The sequence below is a fragment of the Paenibacillus sp. FSL R5-0749 genome, from assembly GCF_038595085.1.
Classification (GTDB): Bacteria; Bacillota; Bacilli; order Paenibacillales; family Paenibacillaceae; genus Paenibacillus.
On sequence record NZ_CP152005.1, the window covers coordinates 982341 to 998299 of the forward strand.

General features: G+C 46.4%; 11 protein-coding genes and 3 rRNA genes. 10 read left to right on the forward strand and 4 right to left on the reverse strand.

Going from position 1 to position 15959, the window contains the following annotated elements:
• The first annotated feature begins 154 nt into the window (after nucleotides 1-154).
• The 10 genes from MKY85_RS04410 to MKY85_RS04455 all read left to right on the forward strand — a co-directional run bounded on the left by MKY85_RS04410 (nucleotide 155) and on the right by MKY85_RS04455 (nucleotide 10931).
• Entirely contained in the window at nucleotides 155-808 is a 654-nt protein-coding gene (locus tag MKY85_RS04410; protein WP_342571902.1) for an accessory gene regulator B family protein, read from the forward strand.
• Nucleotides 789-938, forward strand: a complete 150-nt coding sequence (locus tag MKY85_RS04415) for a cyclic lactone autoinducer peptide (RefSeq protein ID WP_339261306.1) — start codon at nucleotides 789-791, stop codon at nucleotides 936-938. Before MKY85_RS04410 ends, MKY85_RS04415 begins: the two co-directional genes overlap by 20 nt.
• A gap of 212 nt (nucleotides 939-1150) precedes the next feature.
• Nucleotides 1151-2500, forward strand: coding sequence for a GHKL domain-containing protein (locus MKY85_RS04420; protein WP_342571903.1), 1350 nt, complete (start codon nucleotides 1151-1153; stop codon nucleotides 2498-2500).
• Nucleotides 2501-2524: 24 nt separating this feature from the next.
• On the forward strand, nucleotides 2525-3259 hold the full coding sequence (locus MKY85_RS04425; RefSeq protein WP_339239689.1) for a LytTR family DNA-binding domain-containing protein: 735 nt from the start codon (nucleotides 2525-2527) through the stop codon (nucleotides 3257-3259).
• Nucleotides 3260-3774: 515 nt separating this feature from the next.
• Nucleotides 3775-5326 (forward strand): 16S ribosomal RNA (locus MKY85_RS04430).
• 325 nt (nucleotides 5327-5651) lie between these two features.
• Nucleotides 5652-8576 (forward strand): 23S ribosomal RNA (locus MKY85_RS04435).
• Nucleotides 8577-8650: 74 nt separating this feature from the next.
• Nucleotides 8651-8767, forward strand: a 5S ribosomal RNA gene (gene rrf / locus MKY85_RS04440).
• The 16S, 23S and 5S rRNA genes sit together here, the layout of an rRNA operon.
• A 186-nt stretch (nucleotides 8768-8953) precedes the next feature.
• A complete protein-coding gene (locus MKY85_RS04445) occupies nucleotides 8954-9577 on the forward strand; it encodes a deoxynucleoside kinase (RefSeq protein WP_017690540.1) in 624 nt (207 codons plus the stop codon).
• The gene (locus MKY85_RS04450) at nucleotides 9574-10230 is read left to right on the forward strand and encodes a deoxynucleoside kinase (protein WP_339239693.1); all 657 of its coding nucleotides are present in this window, start codon (nucleotides 9574-9576) and stop codon (nucleotides 10228-10230) included. The genes MKY85_RS04445 and MKY85_RS04450 overlap by 4 nt, the downstream gene beginning before the upstream one ends.
• Before the next feature lie 218 nt (nucleotides 10231-10448).
• Nucleotides 10449-10931 carry a hypothetical protein gene (locus MKY85_RS04455; protein WP_339239695.1) on the forward strand — a complete coding sequence of 161 codons (483 nt, stop codon included), beginning with the start codon at nucleotides 10449-10451 and terminating at the stop codon, nucleotides 10929-10931.
• A gap of 552 nt (nucleotides 10932-11483) precedes the next feature.
• Here MKY85_RS04455 and MKY85_RS04460 read toward each other — a convergent pair.
• The 4 genes from MKY85_RS04460 to thiM form a co-directional block, all read right to left on the reverse strand.
• Nucleotides 11484-12227 carry a MerR family transcriptional regulator gene (locus MKY85_RS04460; protein WP_342571904.1) on the reverse strand — a complete coding sequence of 248 codons (744 nt, stop codon included), beginning with the start codon at nucleotides 12225-12227 and terminating at the stop codon, nucleotides 11484-11486.
• 364 nt (nucleotides 12228-12591) lie between these two features.
• Nucleotides 12592-13257 carry a thiamine phosphate synthase gene (thiE, locus tag MKY85_RS04465; protein WP_342571905.1) on the reverse strand — a complete coding sequence of 222 codons (666 nt, stop codon included), beginning with the start codon at nucleotides 13255-13257 and terminating at the stop codon, nucleotides 12592-12594.
• Nucleotides 13257-14069 carry a bifunctional hydroxymethylpyrimidine kinase/phosphomethylpyrimidine kinase gene (gene thiD, locus MKY85_RS04470; RefSeq protein ID WP_339258941.1) on the reverse strand — a complete coding sequence of 271 codons (813 nt, stop codon included), beginning with the start codon at nucleotides 14067-14069 and terminating at the stop codon, nucleotides 13257-13259. The genes thiE and thiD overlap by 1 nt, the downstream gene beginning before the upstream one ends.
• The gene (thiM, locus tag MKY85_RS04475) at nucleotides 14066-14878 is read right to left on the reverse strand and encodes a hydroxyethylthiazole kinase (RefSeq protein ID WP_339258943.1); all 813 of its coding nucleotides are present in this window, start codon (nucleotides 14876-14878) and stop codon (nucleotides 14066-14068) included. Before thiM ends, thiD begins: the two co-directional genes overlap by 4 nt.
• Nucleotides 14879-15959 lie beyond the last annotated feature (1081 nt).

Consider the following 15959-nt stretch of genomic DNA (forward strand, 5'->3'; position numbering starts at 1 on the left):
GTGGTGGTTTTGTCTTTTCATGCAGTTACGTGACATTATGAAGCGCTTATGACATAGGTAAAGGCAGATCATGTACGTTTGTGACGGAAAGAATCAATAGTAGGAAGGGAACGGATGTATAGGTCTTTACTCCCCTATAATTAGTACCAGAGAGGTGATCAACATACAAGAACAACCCGCAGTACATACCAGCTTAACGGAATCATTGGCTAGTAAGATTGCACTATGGATTAACAAGGAGCGTGATGGAGAACACATTCGATACTTAAAGATGAAGCTTGGTATTGAAACGTTATTGATTAATACCATGAAAAGTGTTTTGGTCTATGGTCTGGCTCTCTTATTCAATCTGCTTCTGGAAACGTTAATTGTACATGCTACATATTATGCTGTCCGTCGAATATCATTTGGATTGCATGCCAGTACAAGCTTCAGATGCAGCATGATCAGCGTCATGTTATTCGTTGGTTTACCTTACATATGCTCATACATAATGATTGGCAACGATATGGTTTTAATTACTGGATTGATCTCTGCAGTGCTTTTGTATCGATATGCGCCAGCAGATACTGACAAATTCCCACTTCTTGGAGCGAAGAGAAGAAAGAAACTGAGAATGGCTTCTGTACGAACGGCAGTAATTCTCACTTTAATTGCACTTTTATGTCCAAGTCATACGGTGAAAACATTAATGATGACAGGCATGTTGTTACAGATCATTTCAATTCTTCCCGTAACATACAAAATACTTAAGAGGAGTGTTAGAAATTATGAAAAATATGAAACAGATGCTGTTGGACGGATTTAAGAATAATGTAGCGAAATCAATGGAGGTAATGGCGATTAAAAGTGGAGAGATAGCGATGGAAACGAGCTGTTCACTTTTTAATTATGAGTCTAAAATCCCGAGCGAATTGTTGTTGAGTAATAAGGAGTAGTTAAATATTACCTGATTTATCCTAATAGTCTATCTTACTTTGTACCCAGCTATGGACTGGTGAAACAGTAAGATAGACTATTTTGTTGATAAATTTTACATTATTTCATATAATCATGATTATGAACTCCTGCTAATTTTTGTTAATGATTCAGAATTTATTACAGGCAAGAATCGCTCAATCTTTATCACATAGAGAGAAGGTTATCGATAATGTTGCTGATTATTGGTTCTATAATTCAAATGGTAACCTTTAGTTTGTCTATTCCTATTATGTTGAAGAATCAATTTAGTCCGAAGTATGTTGCTTTTATGGCCATTGTTTCAAGCATTCTAGGATATTTCTTTTTTTTAGTTATGGGATCAGCAGCTAGTTTTATAGTTTTATTGTTTCTAATGTTAAGCGTGTATTACAAATTGAGAAAGTTTATTCTTAGCATTCTAATTCCTACGATTACGCTTATTTTTATGGTCATAAGCGATTACATATGTGGTGTAATAAATATCAGGATTATCGGTGGTTCTAATGCATCTATTCAAAATAATGGTTTCCATATGTTACTTTCTGTGACGGGAACTATGGTTTTAACATTTCTAATGAGTGCAATAGTTAGGGGACTTTTTACAAAGTTAAATAGCCGAGATATGTTTTTGAAAAAATATGGTTTATATCTATCGATTTTATCCATTTTTACTGTTGTGATTTTTTATATAAACATATGGATAGGACAACGACAAGGTTTTTCCGATGAGAACATTCAAGCGAATAGTATTCTTTTTATATTCTATTTTGCATTGTTAATTGGAGTTTTCGTTGCATTAACTCGAACAGTTATGAAAGAGTCGGCACTTCAGAATCGACAGGAACAGTATGAACAATTAACAGAGTACACGGAAAATTTGGAACACTTATATACTGACATGCAGAAATTCCGACATGATTATATTAATATTCTTCTGAGTATGTCTGAATTTATTCGAAATAAAGATATGGAACAGTTACAAATTTACTTTGAAAAAAAGATTATGCCAATCAGCCAAGGAATGCAGTCTAATACATACAAGTTAGGGCAATTACATAATCTGAAAGTACAGGAATTAAAAGGTGTCATTTCTGCCAAGATGATTAAAGCACAAGAGTTGAACATTGATGCGGTAATTGAGGTGATTGAGCCTATTGAGCACATCAATATGGATTCCATTCAATTATGCCGATGTGTAGGGATTTTGCTAGATAATGCTATCGAAGAAGCGATTCATTGTGACGAACCGATTGTGAATTTAGCACTGATTCGTAACGAAAAAGGCATATTAATTGTGGTTATGAACAGTTGTAGAGAGGAAACTCCTGCATTATATAAACTTTTTGAAAAGGGCTTCTCAACCAAAGGCAACAATCGTGGACTTGGTCTTAGCAACTTAAAAGAGATGGTTTCACAGTGCAAGGGCGTTGCTCTGGATACGGAGCGCAAAGAAAAGACATTTATTCAAATATTAGAAGTGCTCGAGCCCTCGTTCAATAGTGATGCCAATAGATCTGCGAGCAGTGTGATATTAGGATAACTCAGTTTAAGTGGGGGGAAGGGCATGTTGGAGATTTTTATTTGTGAAGATGATGAAGAACAACGCAAACGTTTAACCAAATATGTAACGGACTATATTATGATAGAGAACTTAGATATGAAGGTTGTTGTCTCTACTGCACATTCTAATGATATTATTGAATATCTCCAGCAAAATAATACAACAGGTCTATATTTTTTGGATGTAGACATTCAGGAAGAGAAGAGTGGAATTGCACTCGGAGCGGAAATTCGTCAATATGATACTCAGGGAGCCATAGTATTTGTGACGACACATTCAGAGCTGACCTATCTAACATTTACTTATAAAGTAGAAGCAATGGACTATATTACAAAAGATAATTTCACTGATATACAAAAACGGGTTATCGAATGTATTAATACGGCAAATCAGCGATATGTTCAAAATAAACAAAACAGTCGTAAAATTTTTCAAACAAAGTCTGGAGATAAAGTCATCAGTATTGAATACAACGATATTTTATTTTTTGAAACCTCTCCGCAATTACATAAAGTGATTCTTCATGCTAAAAATCGTCAAGTTGAGTTCTATGGAAAATTGAAAGCTTTACTTGAGATGGACAGCAGGTTTTATCGTTGTCATAACTCGTATGTAGTGAATAAAGATAATATTTCAGAAATTGATTTTGCCACGAGGGAGATTCAGATGGTGAACGGTCAGATCTGTTATGCTTCCAGTCGGTTTTTGAAAGGATTAAAGGATATCGTTCAAAAGTGAGTATATTAGCCCTCATTGTTATGGCTGCTTACAGTCTATTATAAATGAGGGCTAATATTATGTTTGAAGTAGAAATGAATCTTATACTCATAAATATGTGTCTATACATATTTTATTAATGAAGAGAAAGGTGATGAGCCAAGAAGGGCTGCAACTAAATAAGTATTTTTAATAAAGTGTTGCAATTGATGATCTGGCGTGATATATTATTAGTCCGGCCAAGAAAACACGAGAAACACGGTGCGGCAAGCGAATGAAATGAGCTTCGAAAGAAACTTAAAAAAAGAGCTTGCAAAGTTGGTTCGGACATGATATTATATAAGAGTTGCTGAAGAGAACGACATTCGGTAACGAAACAAGTTTGATCTTTGAAAACTGAACAACGAGTGAGTAAACATTCTGCTTGCAGAATGAACGCGAAAGTTTGAGACAAGCCTTGGCTTGGATCGACTGGAGCACAATTGAGATTTTAATCTCGTCAGATTCAAAATGAGCTTATCGCTCTTTTCAATACTTTATTGGAGAGTTTGATCCTGGCTCAGGACGAACGCTGGCGGCATGCCTAATACATGCAAGTCGAGCGGAGTTGATAAGAAGCTTGCTTCTTTGAGACTTAGCGGCGGACGGGTGAGTAACACGTAGGCAACCTGCCCTCAAGTTTGGGACAACTACCGGAAACGGTAGCTAATACCGAATAATTGTTTTCTTCGCCTGAAGGAAACTGGAAAGACGGAGCAATCTGTCACTTGGGGATGGGCCTGCGGCGCATTAGCTAGTTGGTGGGGTAACGGCTCACCAAGGCGACGATGCGTAGCCGACCTGAGAGGGTGATCGGCCACACTGGGACTGAGACACGGCCCAGACTCCTACGGGAGGCAGCAGTAGGGAATCTTCCGCAATGGGCGAAAGCCTGACGGAGCAATGCCGCGTGAGTGATGAAGGTTTTCGGATCGTAAAGCTCTGTTGCCAGGGAAGAACGCTTGGGAGAGTAACTGCTCTCAAGGTGACGGTACCTGAGAAGAAAGCCCCGGCTAACTACGTGCCAGCAGCCGCGGTAATACGTAGGGGGCAAGCGTTGTCCGGAATTATTGGGCGTAAAGCGCGCGCAGGCGGTCATTTAAGTCTGGTGTTTAATCCCGGGGCTCAACCCCGGATCGCACTGGAAACTGGGTGACTTGAGTGCAGAAGAGGAGAGTGGAATTCCACGTGTAGCGGTGAAATGCGTAGATATGTGGAGGAACACCAGTGGCGAAGGCGACTCTCTGGGCTGTAACTGACGCTGAGGCGCGAAAGCGTGGGGAGCAAACAGGATTAGATACCCTGGTAGTCCACGCCGTAAACGATGAGTGCTAGGTGTTAGGGGTTTCGATACCCTTGGTGCCGAAGTTAACACATTAAGCACTCCGCCTGGGGAGTACGGTCGCAAGACTGAAACTCAAAGGAATTGACGGGGACCCGCACAAGCAGTGGAGTATGTGGTTTAATTCGAAGCAACGCGAAGAACCTTACCAGGTCTTGACATCAGCATGACCGGGCTAGAGATAGTCCTTTCCTTCGGGACATGCTAGACAGGTGGTGCATGGTTGTCGTCAGCTCGTGTCGTGAGATGTTGGGTTAAGTCCCGCAACGAGCGCAACCCTTGATCTTAGTTGCCAGCACTTCGGGTGGGCACTCTAAGGTGACTGCCGGTGACAAACCGGAGGAAGGTGGGGATGACGTCAAATCATCATGCCCCTTATGACCTGGGCTACACACGTACTACAATGGCCGGTACAACGGGCTGTGAAGCCGCGAGGTGGAACGAATCCTAAAAAGCCGGTCTCAGTTCGGATTGCAGGCTGCAACTCGCCTGCATGAAGTCGGAATTGCTAGTAATCGCGGATCAGCATGCCGCGGTGAATACGTTCCCGGGTCTTGTACACACCGCCCGTCACACCACGAGAGTTTATAACACCCGAAGTCGGTGGGGTAACCGCAAGGAGCCAGCCGCCGAAGGTGGGATAGATGATTGGGGTGAAGTCGTAACAAGGTAGCCGTATCGGAAGGTGCGGCTGGATCACCTCCTTTCTATGGAGAATCGTTTCCCGCGTGGAAACATTCAAATAGCAGACTGGATCTGCACAAACTAGCCAGGTCGGCTAGTTACTCACTCGTTGCTCAGTTTTGAGAGCTCAAACTCTCAAACAGCTTGCTTTTGCATGGAGCTTGTTCTTTGAAAACTAGATATCGAAACGAAAGTAAATGCGAATTAGAACATTCCTTTTTAGCTGAACTTGTGTATAACAAGTTTAAATAAAAACGGTAGATTGCTGGAGCGAGTGATCGAAATGGAGCGACTTTTGGATTTGCGCAAGCAAACCAAGCGGAGCGACAGCTCGAACACGAGCGCAATGGTTAAGCTACTAAGAGCACACGGAGGATGCCTAGGCGCTAGGAGCCGATGAAGGACGTGGCGAACAACGAAACTGCCTCGGGGAGCTGTAAGCAAGCTTTGATCCGGGGGTGTCCGAATGGGGAAACCCAGCTGGGGTAATTTCCAGTTACTCACAACTGAATACATAGGTTGTGTAGAGGCATACCAGGGGAACTGAAACATCTAAGTACCCTGAGGAAGAGAAAACAATAGTGATTCCGTCAGTAGCGGCGAGCGAACGCGGAGAAGCCCAAACCAGAGAGCTTGCTCTTTGGGGTTGTGGGACGTCTCACATGGAGTTACAAAGGAGTCAGTTAAACGAAGAGGTCTGGAAAGGCCCGCCAAAGAAGGTAAAAGCCCTGTAATTGAAAGTTGATTCTCTCCGAGACGGATCCCGAGTAGTGCGGGGCACGTGAAACCCCGTATGAATCCGGCAGGACCATCTGCCAAGGCTAAATACTTCCTAGCGACCGATAGTGAAGCAGTACCGTGAGGGAAAGGTGAAAAGCACCCCGGAAGGGGAGTGAAATAGAACCTGAAACCGTGTGCTTACAAAAAGTCAGAGCCCGTTTTAGGGGTGATGGCGTGCCTTTTGTAGAATGAACCGGCGAGTTACGTTCCCGTGCAAGGTTAAGGTGAAGAGCCGGAGCCGCAGCGAAAGCGAGTCTGAATAGGGCGACATAGTACGTGGACGTAGACCCGAAACCGGGTGATCTACCCCTGTCCAGGGTGAAGGTGCGGTAACACGCACTGGAGGCCCGAACCCACGCACGTTGAAAAGTGCGGGGATGAGGTGGGGGTAGCGGAGAAATTCCAATCGAACTCGGAGATAGCTGGTTCTCCCCGAAATAGCTTTAGGGCTAGCCTCGGAAAACAGAGTCGTGGAGGTAGAGCACTGATTGGGTGCGGGGCCCGCAAGGGTTACCAAGCTCAGTCAAACTCCGAATGCCATAGACTTACTTCCGGGAGTCAGACAGTGAGTGCTAAGATCCATTGTCAAAAGGGAAACAGCCCAGACCATCAGCTAAGGTCCCCAAGTGTGTGTTAAGTGGGAAAGGATGTGGAGTTGCACAGACAACCAGGATGTTGGCTTAGAAGCAGCCACCATTGAAAGAGTGCGTAATAGCTCACTGGTCGAGTGACTCTGCGCCGAAAATGTAACGGGGCTAAACACACCACCGAAGCTATGGCTTGATGCTTGCATCAGGGGTAGGGGAGCGTTGTATAAGGGTTGAAGGTGTACCGTAAGGAGCGCTGGACATTATACAAGTGAGAATGCCGGTATGAGTAACGAAAAGATCAGTGAGAATCTGATCCGCCGAAAGCCTAAGGGTTCCTGAGGAAGGCTCGTCCGCTCAGGGTAAGTCGGGACCTAAGGCGAGGCCGAAAGGCGTAGTCGAAGGACAACAGGTCGAAATTCCTGTACCACCGTAAGCCGTTATGAGCAATGGGGGGACGCAGTAGGGTAGTGACGCGGACTGATGGATGTCCGTCTAAGCAGTGAGGCTGATGTGTAGGCAAATCCGCACATCGTAAGGCTGAGCTGTGATGGGGAGCGAAAATTGTAGTAGCGAAGGTCATGATCTCACACTGCCAAGAAAAGCCTCTAGCCAGGTGAAGGTGCCCGTACCGCAAACCGACACAGGTAGGCGAGAAGAGTATTCTAAGGCGCGCGGAAGAACTCTCGTTAAGGAACTCGGCAAAATGACCCCGTAACTTCGGGAGAAGGGGTGCCCCGGTAGTGTGAATAGCACGAGGGGGCCGCAGTGAAAAGGCCCAAGCGACTGTTTAGCAAAAACACAGGTCTGTGCGAAGCCGTAAGGCGAAGTATACGGGCTGACGCCTGCCCGGTGCTGGAAGGTTAAGGGGAGTGGTTAGGAGCAATCCGAAGCTGTGAACCGAAGCCCCAGTAAACGGCGGCCGTAACTATAACGGTCCTAAGGTAGCGAAATTCCTTGTCAGGTAAATTCTGACCCGCACGAATGGCGTAACGACTTGGGCGCTGTCTCAACGAGAGATCCGGTGAAATTTTAATACCTGTGAAGATGCAGGTTACCCGCGACAAGACGGAAAGACCCCATGGAGCTTTACTGCAGCTTGATATTGAATTTGGGTACGATCTGTACAGGATAGGTGGGAGCCTTTGAAGCGTGAGCGCCAGCTTGCGTGGAGGCAACGTTGGGATACCACCCTGATCGTATCTAGGTTCTAACCTGGTACCGTAATCCGGTGCGGGGACAGTGTCAGGTGGGCAGTTTGACTGGGGCGGTCGCCTCCTAAAGAGTAACGGAGGCGCCCAAAGGTTCCCTCAGAATGGTTGGAAATCATTCGAAGAGTGCAAAGGCATAAGGGAGCTTGACTGCGAGACCTACAAGTCGAGCAGGGACGAAAGTCGGGCTTAGTGATCCGGTGGTACCGCATGGAAGGGCCATCGCTCAACGGATAAAAGCTACCCTGGGGATAACAGGCTTATCTCCCCCAAGAGTCCACATCGACGGGGAGGTTTGGCACCTCGATGTCGGCTCATCGCATCCTGGGGCTGAAGTAGGTCCCAAGGGTTGGGCTGTTCGCCCATTAAAGCGGTACGCGAGCTGGGTTCAGAACGTCGTGAGACAGTTCGGTCCCTATCTGTCGTGGGCGTAGGAAATTTGAGAGGAGCTGTCCTTAGTACGAGAGGACCGGGATGGACGTACCGCTGGTGTACCAGTTGTTCCGCCAGGAGCACCGCTGGGTAGCTATGTACGGACGGGATAAACGCTGAAAGCATCTAAGCGTGAAGCCCCCCTCAAGATGAGATTTCCCAGTATGTAAGACCCCTTGAAGACGACGAGGTAGATAGGCTGGGGGTGGAAGTGCAGCAATGCATGGAGCTGACCAGTACTAATCGGTCGAGGGCTTATCCAATAGCAAGTTGTAGTTCGCATGTTTCGTTTCGAATCTAGTTTTCAGAGAACGATCTCTGAAATGTAAGCTATGCGTTTGGTGGCGATGGCGGAGGGGTTCCACACGTACCCATCCCGAACACGACCGTTAAGCCCTCTAGCGCCGATGGTACTTGGACCGCAGGGTCCTGGGAGAGTAGGACGCCGCCAAGCAATCGAAGGACACACTTGATCATATCGAGTGTGTCTTTTTTTATTTTAATGTAATTCATTGGTTCTGATTTGACTTGTTATATACATAAAATACTGGCGTTCCAATCCTTAAAGCTGTGATACAATAGGTGAGGTCTATATAGAAAACGGAAACACGCATAAGTACGAGGAGGAACAGTGAACACAATGAAATCAGCCCCGTTTATTGCCGTGGAAGGTCCGATCGGAGCGGGGAAAACAACGCTGGCAACGATGCTTTCCCATGAATTGAATCTTCCGTTAGTTAAAGAAATTGTAGAAGAGAATCCATTTCTGGCTTCCTTTTATCAGGATATCGACGAGTGGAGTTTCCAATTGGAAATGTTCTTTCTGTGTAATCGGTTTAAACAACTGGAAGACACGGGTGCTCATTATGTAGAGCAGAATACCCCAGTTATTTCGGACTACCATATTTATAAAAATATGATTTTTGCCGATCGTACCTTAAAAGGAACGAAACGGGATAAATACCGTCAAATTTATCATCTGTTAACAGATGATCTGCCCAAGCCCAATCTGGTGCTTTATATTGAAGCTGAACTCGATACGCTGATGTACCGCATTAACAAGCGTGGACGCTCATTTGAGCAGGACATGGACCCGGCATATATGGAACAACTGATCGCTGATTACAAAACAGGTATGGACTATCTTGCGAATAGCTCAAATCCGCCAGTAATCATTAAGGTCAATGCAGAGCAACTTGACTTTGTGGAACATCCTGAACACTTCAGGCAAATTGTTAATCAGGTAAAGGAGTATATTATATGAATAACTATGGCATTCCAACGAATGCATTAATTACGGTAGCAGGTACGGTTGGAGTGGGTAAATCCACGTTAACAGCTGCACTCGCACAGCGCTTGAATTTCAAGACTTCTTTGGAGCAAGTGGATCATAATCCATATTTGGAGAAGTTCTATCATGACTTTGAGCGTTGGAGCTTCCATCTGCAGATTTATTTCCTGGCAGAGCGCTTCAAGGAACAGAAAAAGATTTTTGAACTGGGTGGGGGATTCGTACAGGATCGTTCCATCTATGAAGATACGGGCATTTTTGCACAAATGCATGCAGATCAAGGAACCATGTCTGCTACAGATTTCGAGACATACAGCAGTTTGTTTGAAGCGATGGTGATGACACCGTATTTCCCACATCCAGATGTACTGATCTATTTGGAAGGAAGTCTGCCTTCAATTTTAAACCGTATTACGGAACGCGGACGCGAGATGGAGATTCAGACGGATCGCTCATACTGGGAACACATGCATGAGCGTTATTCTGTGTGGATTGATCAGTTTACGGCTTGCCCTGTGCTGCGTCTGAACATTGATGAGTATGATGTGCATGATCCGGCATCGGTGGATGCTATTTTGGCACAGATTGCAGCTGTCATTCAGCCTGCCAAGGAAGCGCAAAGATAAGAGAGAATGCGTTTTTCAATGTAGTTTTCTGAATTACAGTGGTTATATCTAAAATATAGATACGGACAACATCCCTTCTACGGCTATTATGCTGATGGAAGGGATGTTTTTTATGGTCAACAGTAGAAAAATGTTGAGTAATAGGCCTTTTTGTGGTTTCATAGGAAAGGTGAATTCTGGAAAAGAAGCATATGCATGACTCAGGAGGGAAAGACAACGTGGAAGAGAAACAAGGAGTTAAAATTGGTATGCCCATCATTGGTGGCTTAATTGCAGCCATTCTTGGGGGCATCGTCTGGGCGGCAATTGCTGCAATGACCGAGTATGAGGTAGGATTGATTGCGATTTTGATTGGAGCACTCACGGGTTACGCCGTTGTATTGTTCTCCAATAAACGAATTGCGACAGTACATAAAGTTATTGCCGTACTGTTTGCGCTCGTTGGCATTTTGCTGGGGAAATATCTGACGGTGGTTTATTTTACTTCCGAACTGTTTGGCGATGTAAGCGTGATGGAACTCGTGTTTGATAGCGAGATGATCAGCGCGTTTGCAGAAACCTTCCAGGACTATTTCAGTCAACCGATTGATTTGTTATTCATTGTGCTTGCGATTGTATCTGCATGGCAGATTCCTGGTCGGATGGCGAGAACCAGTCTGGCTTCAGACGCAACTTCATCGGATCACGCGCCAAGAGCTTAATCCGATAGACGGTGGACGCTGGTAGCAAAATGAAGGACGTCTGACAGAAGAAACTTAATGCTCATCATCCTAAGCATCTGGTGAAGTTATATCGAAGGACGGGGAGCAGAAAGTAGTAAAGAGCATCTACTTTAAAAGATATTCATAAAGTACTCAGAGTGATCAGCAGTTAGGCTAGTTCACATTGCGGCTGAGGTACTTGAATACATAAAAGGGACGTAACGCCTGAGAGGGCGTACGTCCTTTTATGTATTTACTAGGCTGTAGGCGGGTTATGGCTCATAACTGATGTAATAACTTGGATGGATCAAATTATTTGCAACGTACCTAGGATATATCCAGCTTGTTCATAAGGTTAATTCCAAGAACGATATAACCAACGCAGGAGGAAGGTTATAATATCCTGATCTCATATACAGCGAATAAGGCTGATGACGAGAGATAACGTTTACCACTATAGGACAGAGGTCCAAGTTACAGACGATCGTTTACAGCGCTCATCTGATGGCAATGAGAGTGAATATATTGCTTGTGTTTGAAGACAGGGCTATATTATTTGTTTTGGTCAGCAAATACAGCCATAGCATCTCTCATGAATACTGCCAAACCATCGCCAAACTGATCAATATTACGCGTGAAGCGCTCATCGTCCACGTACATCTGACCAAGTCCTCTGAAGGCTTCAGGCGAGTAGCTTCCCATTTGGTTTAGCCAAGTGTACCACTCTTTGATGCCAGACTGTGCCTCCGCAGATGCCGGTTCTGTGTGACGAAGTGAAGCCAGATGTTTGTAGATTTCGTTCATTTGATCGGATAGCGCTTTCTGCGCCGTGGTTGATTTACTGTACAGCTTCTGATTTGCCTGGTCTACAGCATGGTCTCCCCACCGTTCGCGCGCTTCCTGTTCATACGGATTCTGGCTAAAATTAAATCCTTCGAATTGTTCTTTGGCTGTCATTTTAATGTCTCCTCTCACGTGTAGGACTGTTTTATCAATGGTAGCAATCATCTGGTCCAAGCGTTGGCGCTTCTCCAGCAGTATAAGTCGATGCATTTTAAGTGCTTCTTCCGGATTGAAGGAGGGGTTGGTTATAATGTATTTGATCTCCTTCAGAGAGAAGTCGAGTTCCTTGAAAAACAAAATCTGCTGCAATCGTTCCAGGTTGGCGTCTGAATATAATCGATACCCGGCAGCAGTTACTTCGTCCGGAGTTAATAGCCCGATCTCATCATAGTGATGCAGTGTGCGCACACTGATTGAGGCAAGTTCAGCAACTTCTTTTACCTTCATGGCCATGAGTGAAACCTCCTTACAACACTGATTGTACAGTGTCACGTTACGTGAGAGTCAACAGTTGAAAATGAAAAAAAAAGATGCGGCAGGAAGCTGCATCTTGATCATGGATTGGTTACTGGATGTGACTAGGGCTGATTGGAATGTGGCTAGATATGGCTAGATGTGAATAGGTGGACGAAATAATTGTATTATTCAGTCACTGTAGGGTGGCGGCTGCGCTTTGATGTCGAAGACATGAGTTGCTGCCGCGCCGCCGGGGTGTTGTGGAGCTCCTCTGTTATGGAGAGGAGAGCGATTGGTTGTGGGTTGTGGCTGCACCATGTATTCGGTGCAGCCCACGGGCTGGCTGTGCAGGGAAGCAAGGCTACGCCCGCATCCCGCGCACTGCCGCAGCGAACTGCGCAGCCGCTGTGCACACATCGGCCGCGCCCGCGATGGCGGAGATGACGGCTACGCCGTCGGCTCCAGCCGCCATCACGGCGGCCGTGGTATCGGGCGTAATGCCGCCGATACCCACAATCGGAACTGCGATGCCTGCGGCGCGCAGTTCCGCCACCCCTGCGGGGCCCAGCACAGCGTGGGCATCCGCTTTGGAGCGCGTCGGGTACATGGGCCCGACGCCAAGGTAGTCGGCGCCCGCCTGCACAGCACGGCGCGCCTCACCCACAGCGTGGGCGGATACGCCAAGCATCCGCCCAGCGCCAATGCGGGCGCGTACCAGCGCCGCGTCCGCATCATCCTGGCCGACATGCACGCCGTCGGCCTCCACCGCTACAGCCAGCTCCACATCATCGTTCACGATGAACGGGACCTCGTGCTGGCTGCACACCTCGCGAAGCCGCATCGCAAGCGTCATGCGAGCTTCGCCGATCAGGGCGCCAGTTCCCTTTTCGCGGAACTGGAATAGCGTAATGCCGCCAGCAATGGCTTGGCGCAGCACCTCGACGGGGTCTTGCGTCGTATTTACGCTGCCCATGACCAAATACACCTGCATCGCACGTTGTACCGCTTCTGCATCCCAAGGGCGCATCACTGCTCACCCCGCTGTCTGCGCTGATACGCAAAATGATTTGTTGGCCCATGTCCGGCCCCAATCCCCAGCTCGTCTTCAATGGCTGCCTGAATGAATGCTCTCGCGGTCGTTACGGCAGCCAGAACAGGTGAACCCTTGGCTAACTCTGCGGTGATCGCAGCAGAGTACGTGCATCCCGTTCCGTGTGTATGACGTGTTACCACACGAACATTCTCCAGATAATGAAAAGACTGCCCATCGTAGACTACATCCACGATCATGCCACTTCCTTCATCATGACCACCTTTGACCAAAGCATACGTCGAGCCCATTTGTACAATCCGTCTCGCGGCTTCTTCCCGCTGACTAAGATTCGTGATGGACATTCCGGTAAGCAGTTCGGCTTCCGGAATATTAGGTGTTGTGATCAGGGCATGGGGCAACAGCTCTGTAATCAGCGCCTGTACAGCTTCCTGCTGGAGCAGGGGGGCTCCGCCTTTGGCGACCATCACGGGATCGATGACCAGATTAGACCAATCATATTGCTGCCACTTCTCAGCGACGAGTCGAATAATCTCGGCACTATATAACATGCCGGTCTTCACCGCAGTTGGCTGAAAGTCTTCTCCGGTTGAGTCCAATTGCTGGGCAATGCCATCGTAAGGGATGGGGAAGACTCCCTGTACACCTGTTGTATTTTGTGCAGCAATAGCGGTGATAACCGTCATGCCGTATACGCCAAGCTCCTGAAATGTTTTCAGATCAGCCTGAATTCCTGCACCGCCCCCGTTATCGGAGCCTGCAATGGTTAGGGCTTGAGGAATGCTCATACCACACCTCCACGGATCAGACGAATCTGTGCGCGTTCTGCCACAAGGTCGGGTGTTACTTGTGCCAGTTGATTCAAGAATTCAATCTGGAAGCTGCCCGGCCCCTGATGAGCCGTCTTCTCTGCCGCCAGTTCAGCCGCTACGCCATAAAAAGCGAGTGCTTCAACAACACTGCCTGGAAGATCGTCTTCGGATTCCGCAATGGCTGTAAAAGCGCCAATCACCGAACTTAGCAGACAGCCAGCACCTGTGACCTGAGTGAGCAGGGCATGTCCATTACTCGTGAGGAATGTAGATTGTCCATCGGTAATGATATCTTCTTTACCGGTAATGACCACGACACAGCCAAGTTTATGCGCTGCCCGCTCCGCTATGCCGATCCGGTCACCCTCACCTGATCCCGCGTCCACACCTTTGATACTCCAGCTCTCACCGATGACATTGGCAACCTCCGCCACATTGCCGCGCAGTACCGTGAGGCGAAGCTCACGAACGAGCATCTGAACGGTTTCTGTACGATAGGCGGTTGCGCCTGCGCCGACGGGATCTAGCACCACAGGCACATGATGCGCATTAGCCGATTGGCCTGCCAGACGGATGGCCTGAACGATTTTATCATCGAGTGTGCCAATGTTGAGCACCACGGCTCCTGACATCTTGGCAACATCAGCGACCTCTTCATGAGCATAGGCCATAAATGGGGATGCACCAAGTGCAAGCAAACCATTGGCTGTAAAGGGAGCAACGACAAGGTTGGTGATATTGTGTACCAGCGGATTTTGCGTACGAACACGTTTCAGATAAGACATATAATTTCCTCCTTGTTTTGAAGTAACGCCACCGGCAGAAGCCTGATATGCAGAGTCACTCAACAGAATAATAGGATATGAGTCTCAGTGTTGAGCAGGGCGAATAGTGTAAAGACACCGAGAGACGTTACAGCGGTAAAAGCAGATGTAAAAGATAAATCCAATTCATAATGCAATAAAGATGGATTAATGTAACTGGATATGGAAGAACAAACGATCAATATCTAGCCTTGATTGAAACAGCTAAAAGGTAGAGCCACATAAAAATGTAATTCGCAAAAAATAGTAATAATACAAAAACGCGATAGTACAACAACGCAATGAACCCAGGGTAAGTCTCCTAATTCAGGCAAGCGGTATAGTGAAGGAATTGGCGTTCAAATATAGTCTTGAAACCCAAACCTAAACCAAGCTGGTAGCTCTTTTGGCGAATTCCTTCCGCAGGTTTAGACGGTGTTTCTAAAGAACCCGGGACATCTTATTTGTCTGTCAAATCCTACTTTTGAAATGTAAGGAACGTCAGACACGTTATTTCCCTGAATTCCTTGATTAAAACGATGCAAACGGCTGTTTATTCTAATATTGCGTGTCTCAGATTCCTTAGATTTCTGAGACTGCTTTAAATCCTCGAATAAGACGTCTCAGATTCGTTAGCGCTCGCCGCATGCTCTACTCCGAACACATTAGGACGCGATTCAGCTCCCGGTAGATTTGAAGATGTGCTCTAATGTACATGAACAAATGCATAGCTCCAAGCCGCCTAAACGTATACAAGGTACTCGATCGCATACCATGTCATCCAAACGTTTACAAGGTACTCGATCGCATACTATGTCATCCAAACGTATACAAGGTACTTGATCGCATACCATGTCATCCAAACGCATACAAGGTACTCGATCGCATATCATGCCATCCAAATGCATTTCAAGGTACTCAATTGCACATCAAGTCACGTAGAATTACTAAAGATTATGATTCTCCACTCCTTGCTCCAGCCAGTTCCATTACGGAAACCTTTTACATTCGCAAACCTTGTTGCCCCTAACGCCTCGTCCTTGCTAACTTTCTATTCATTCCT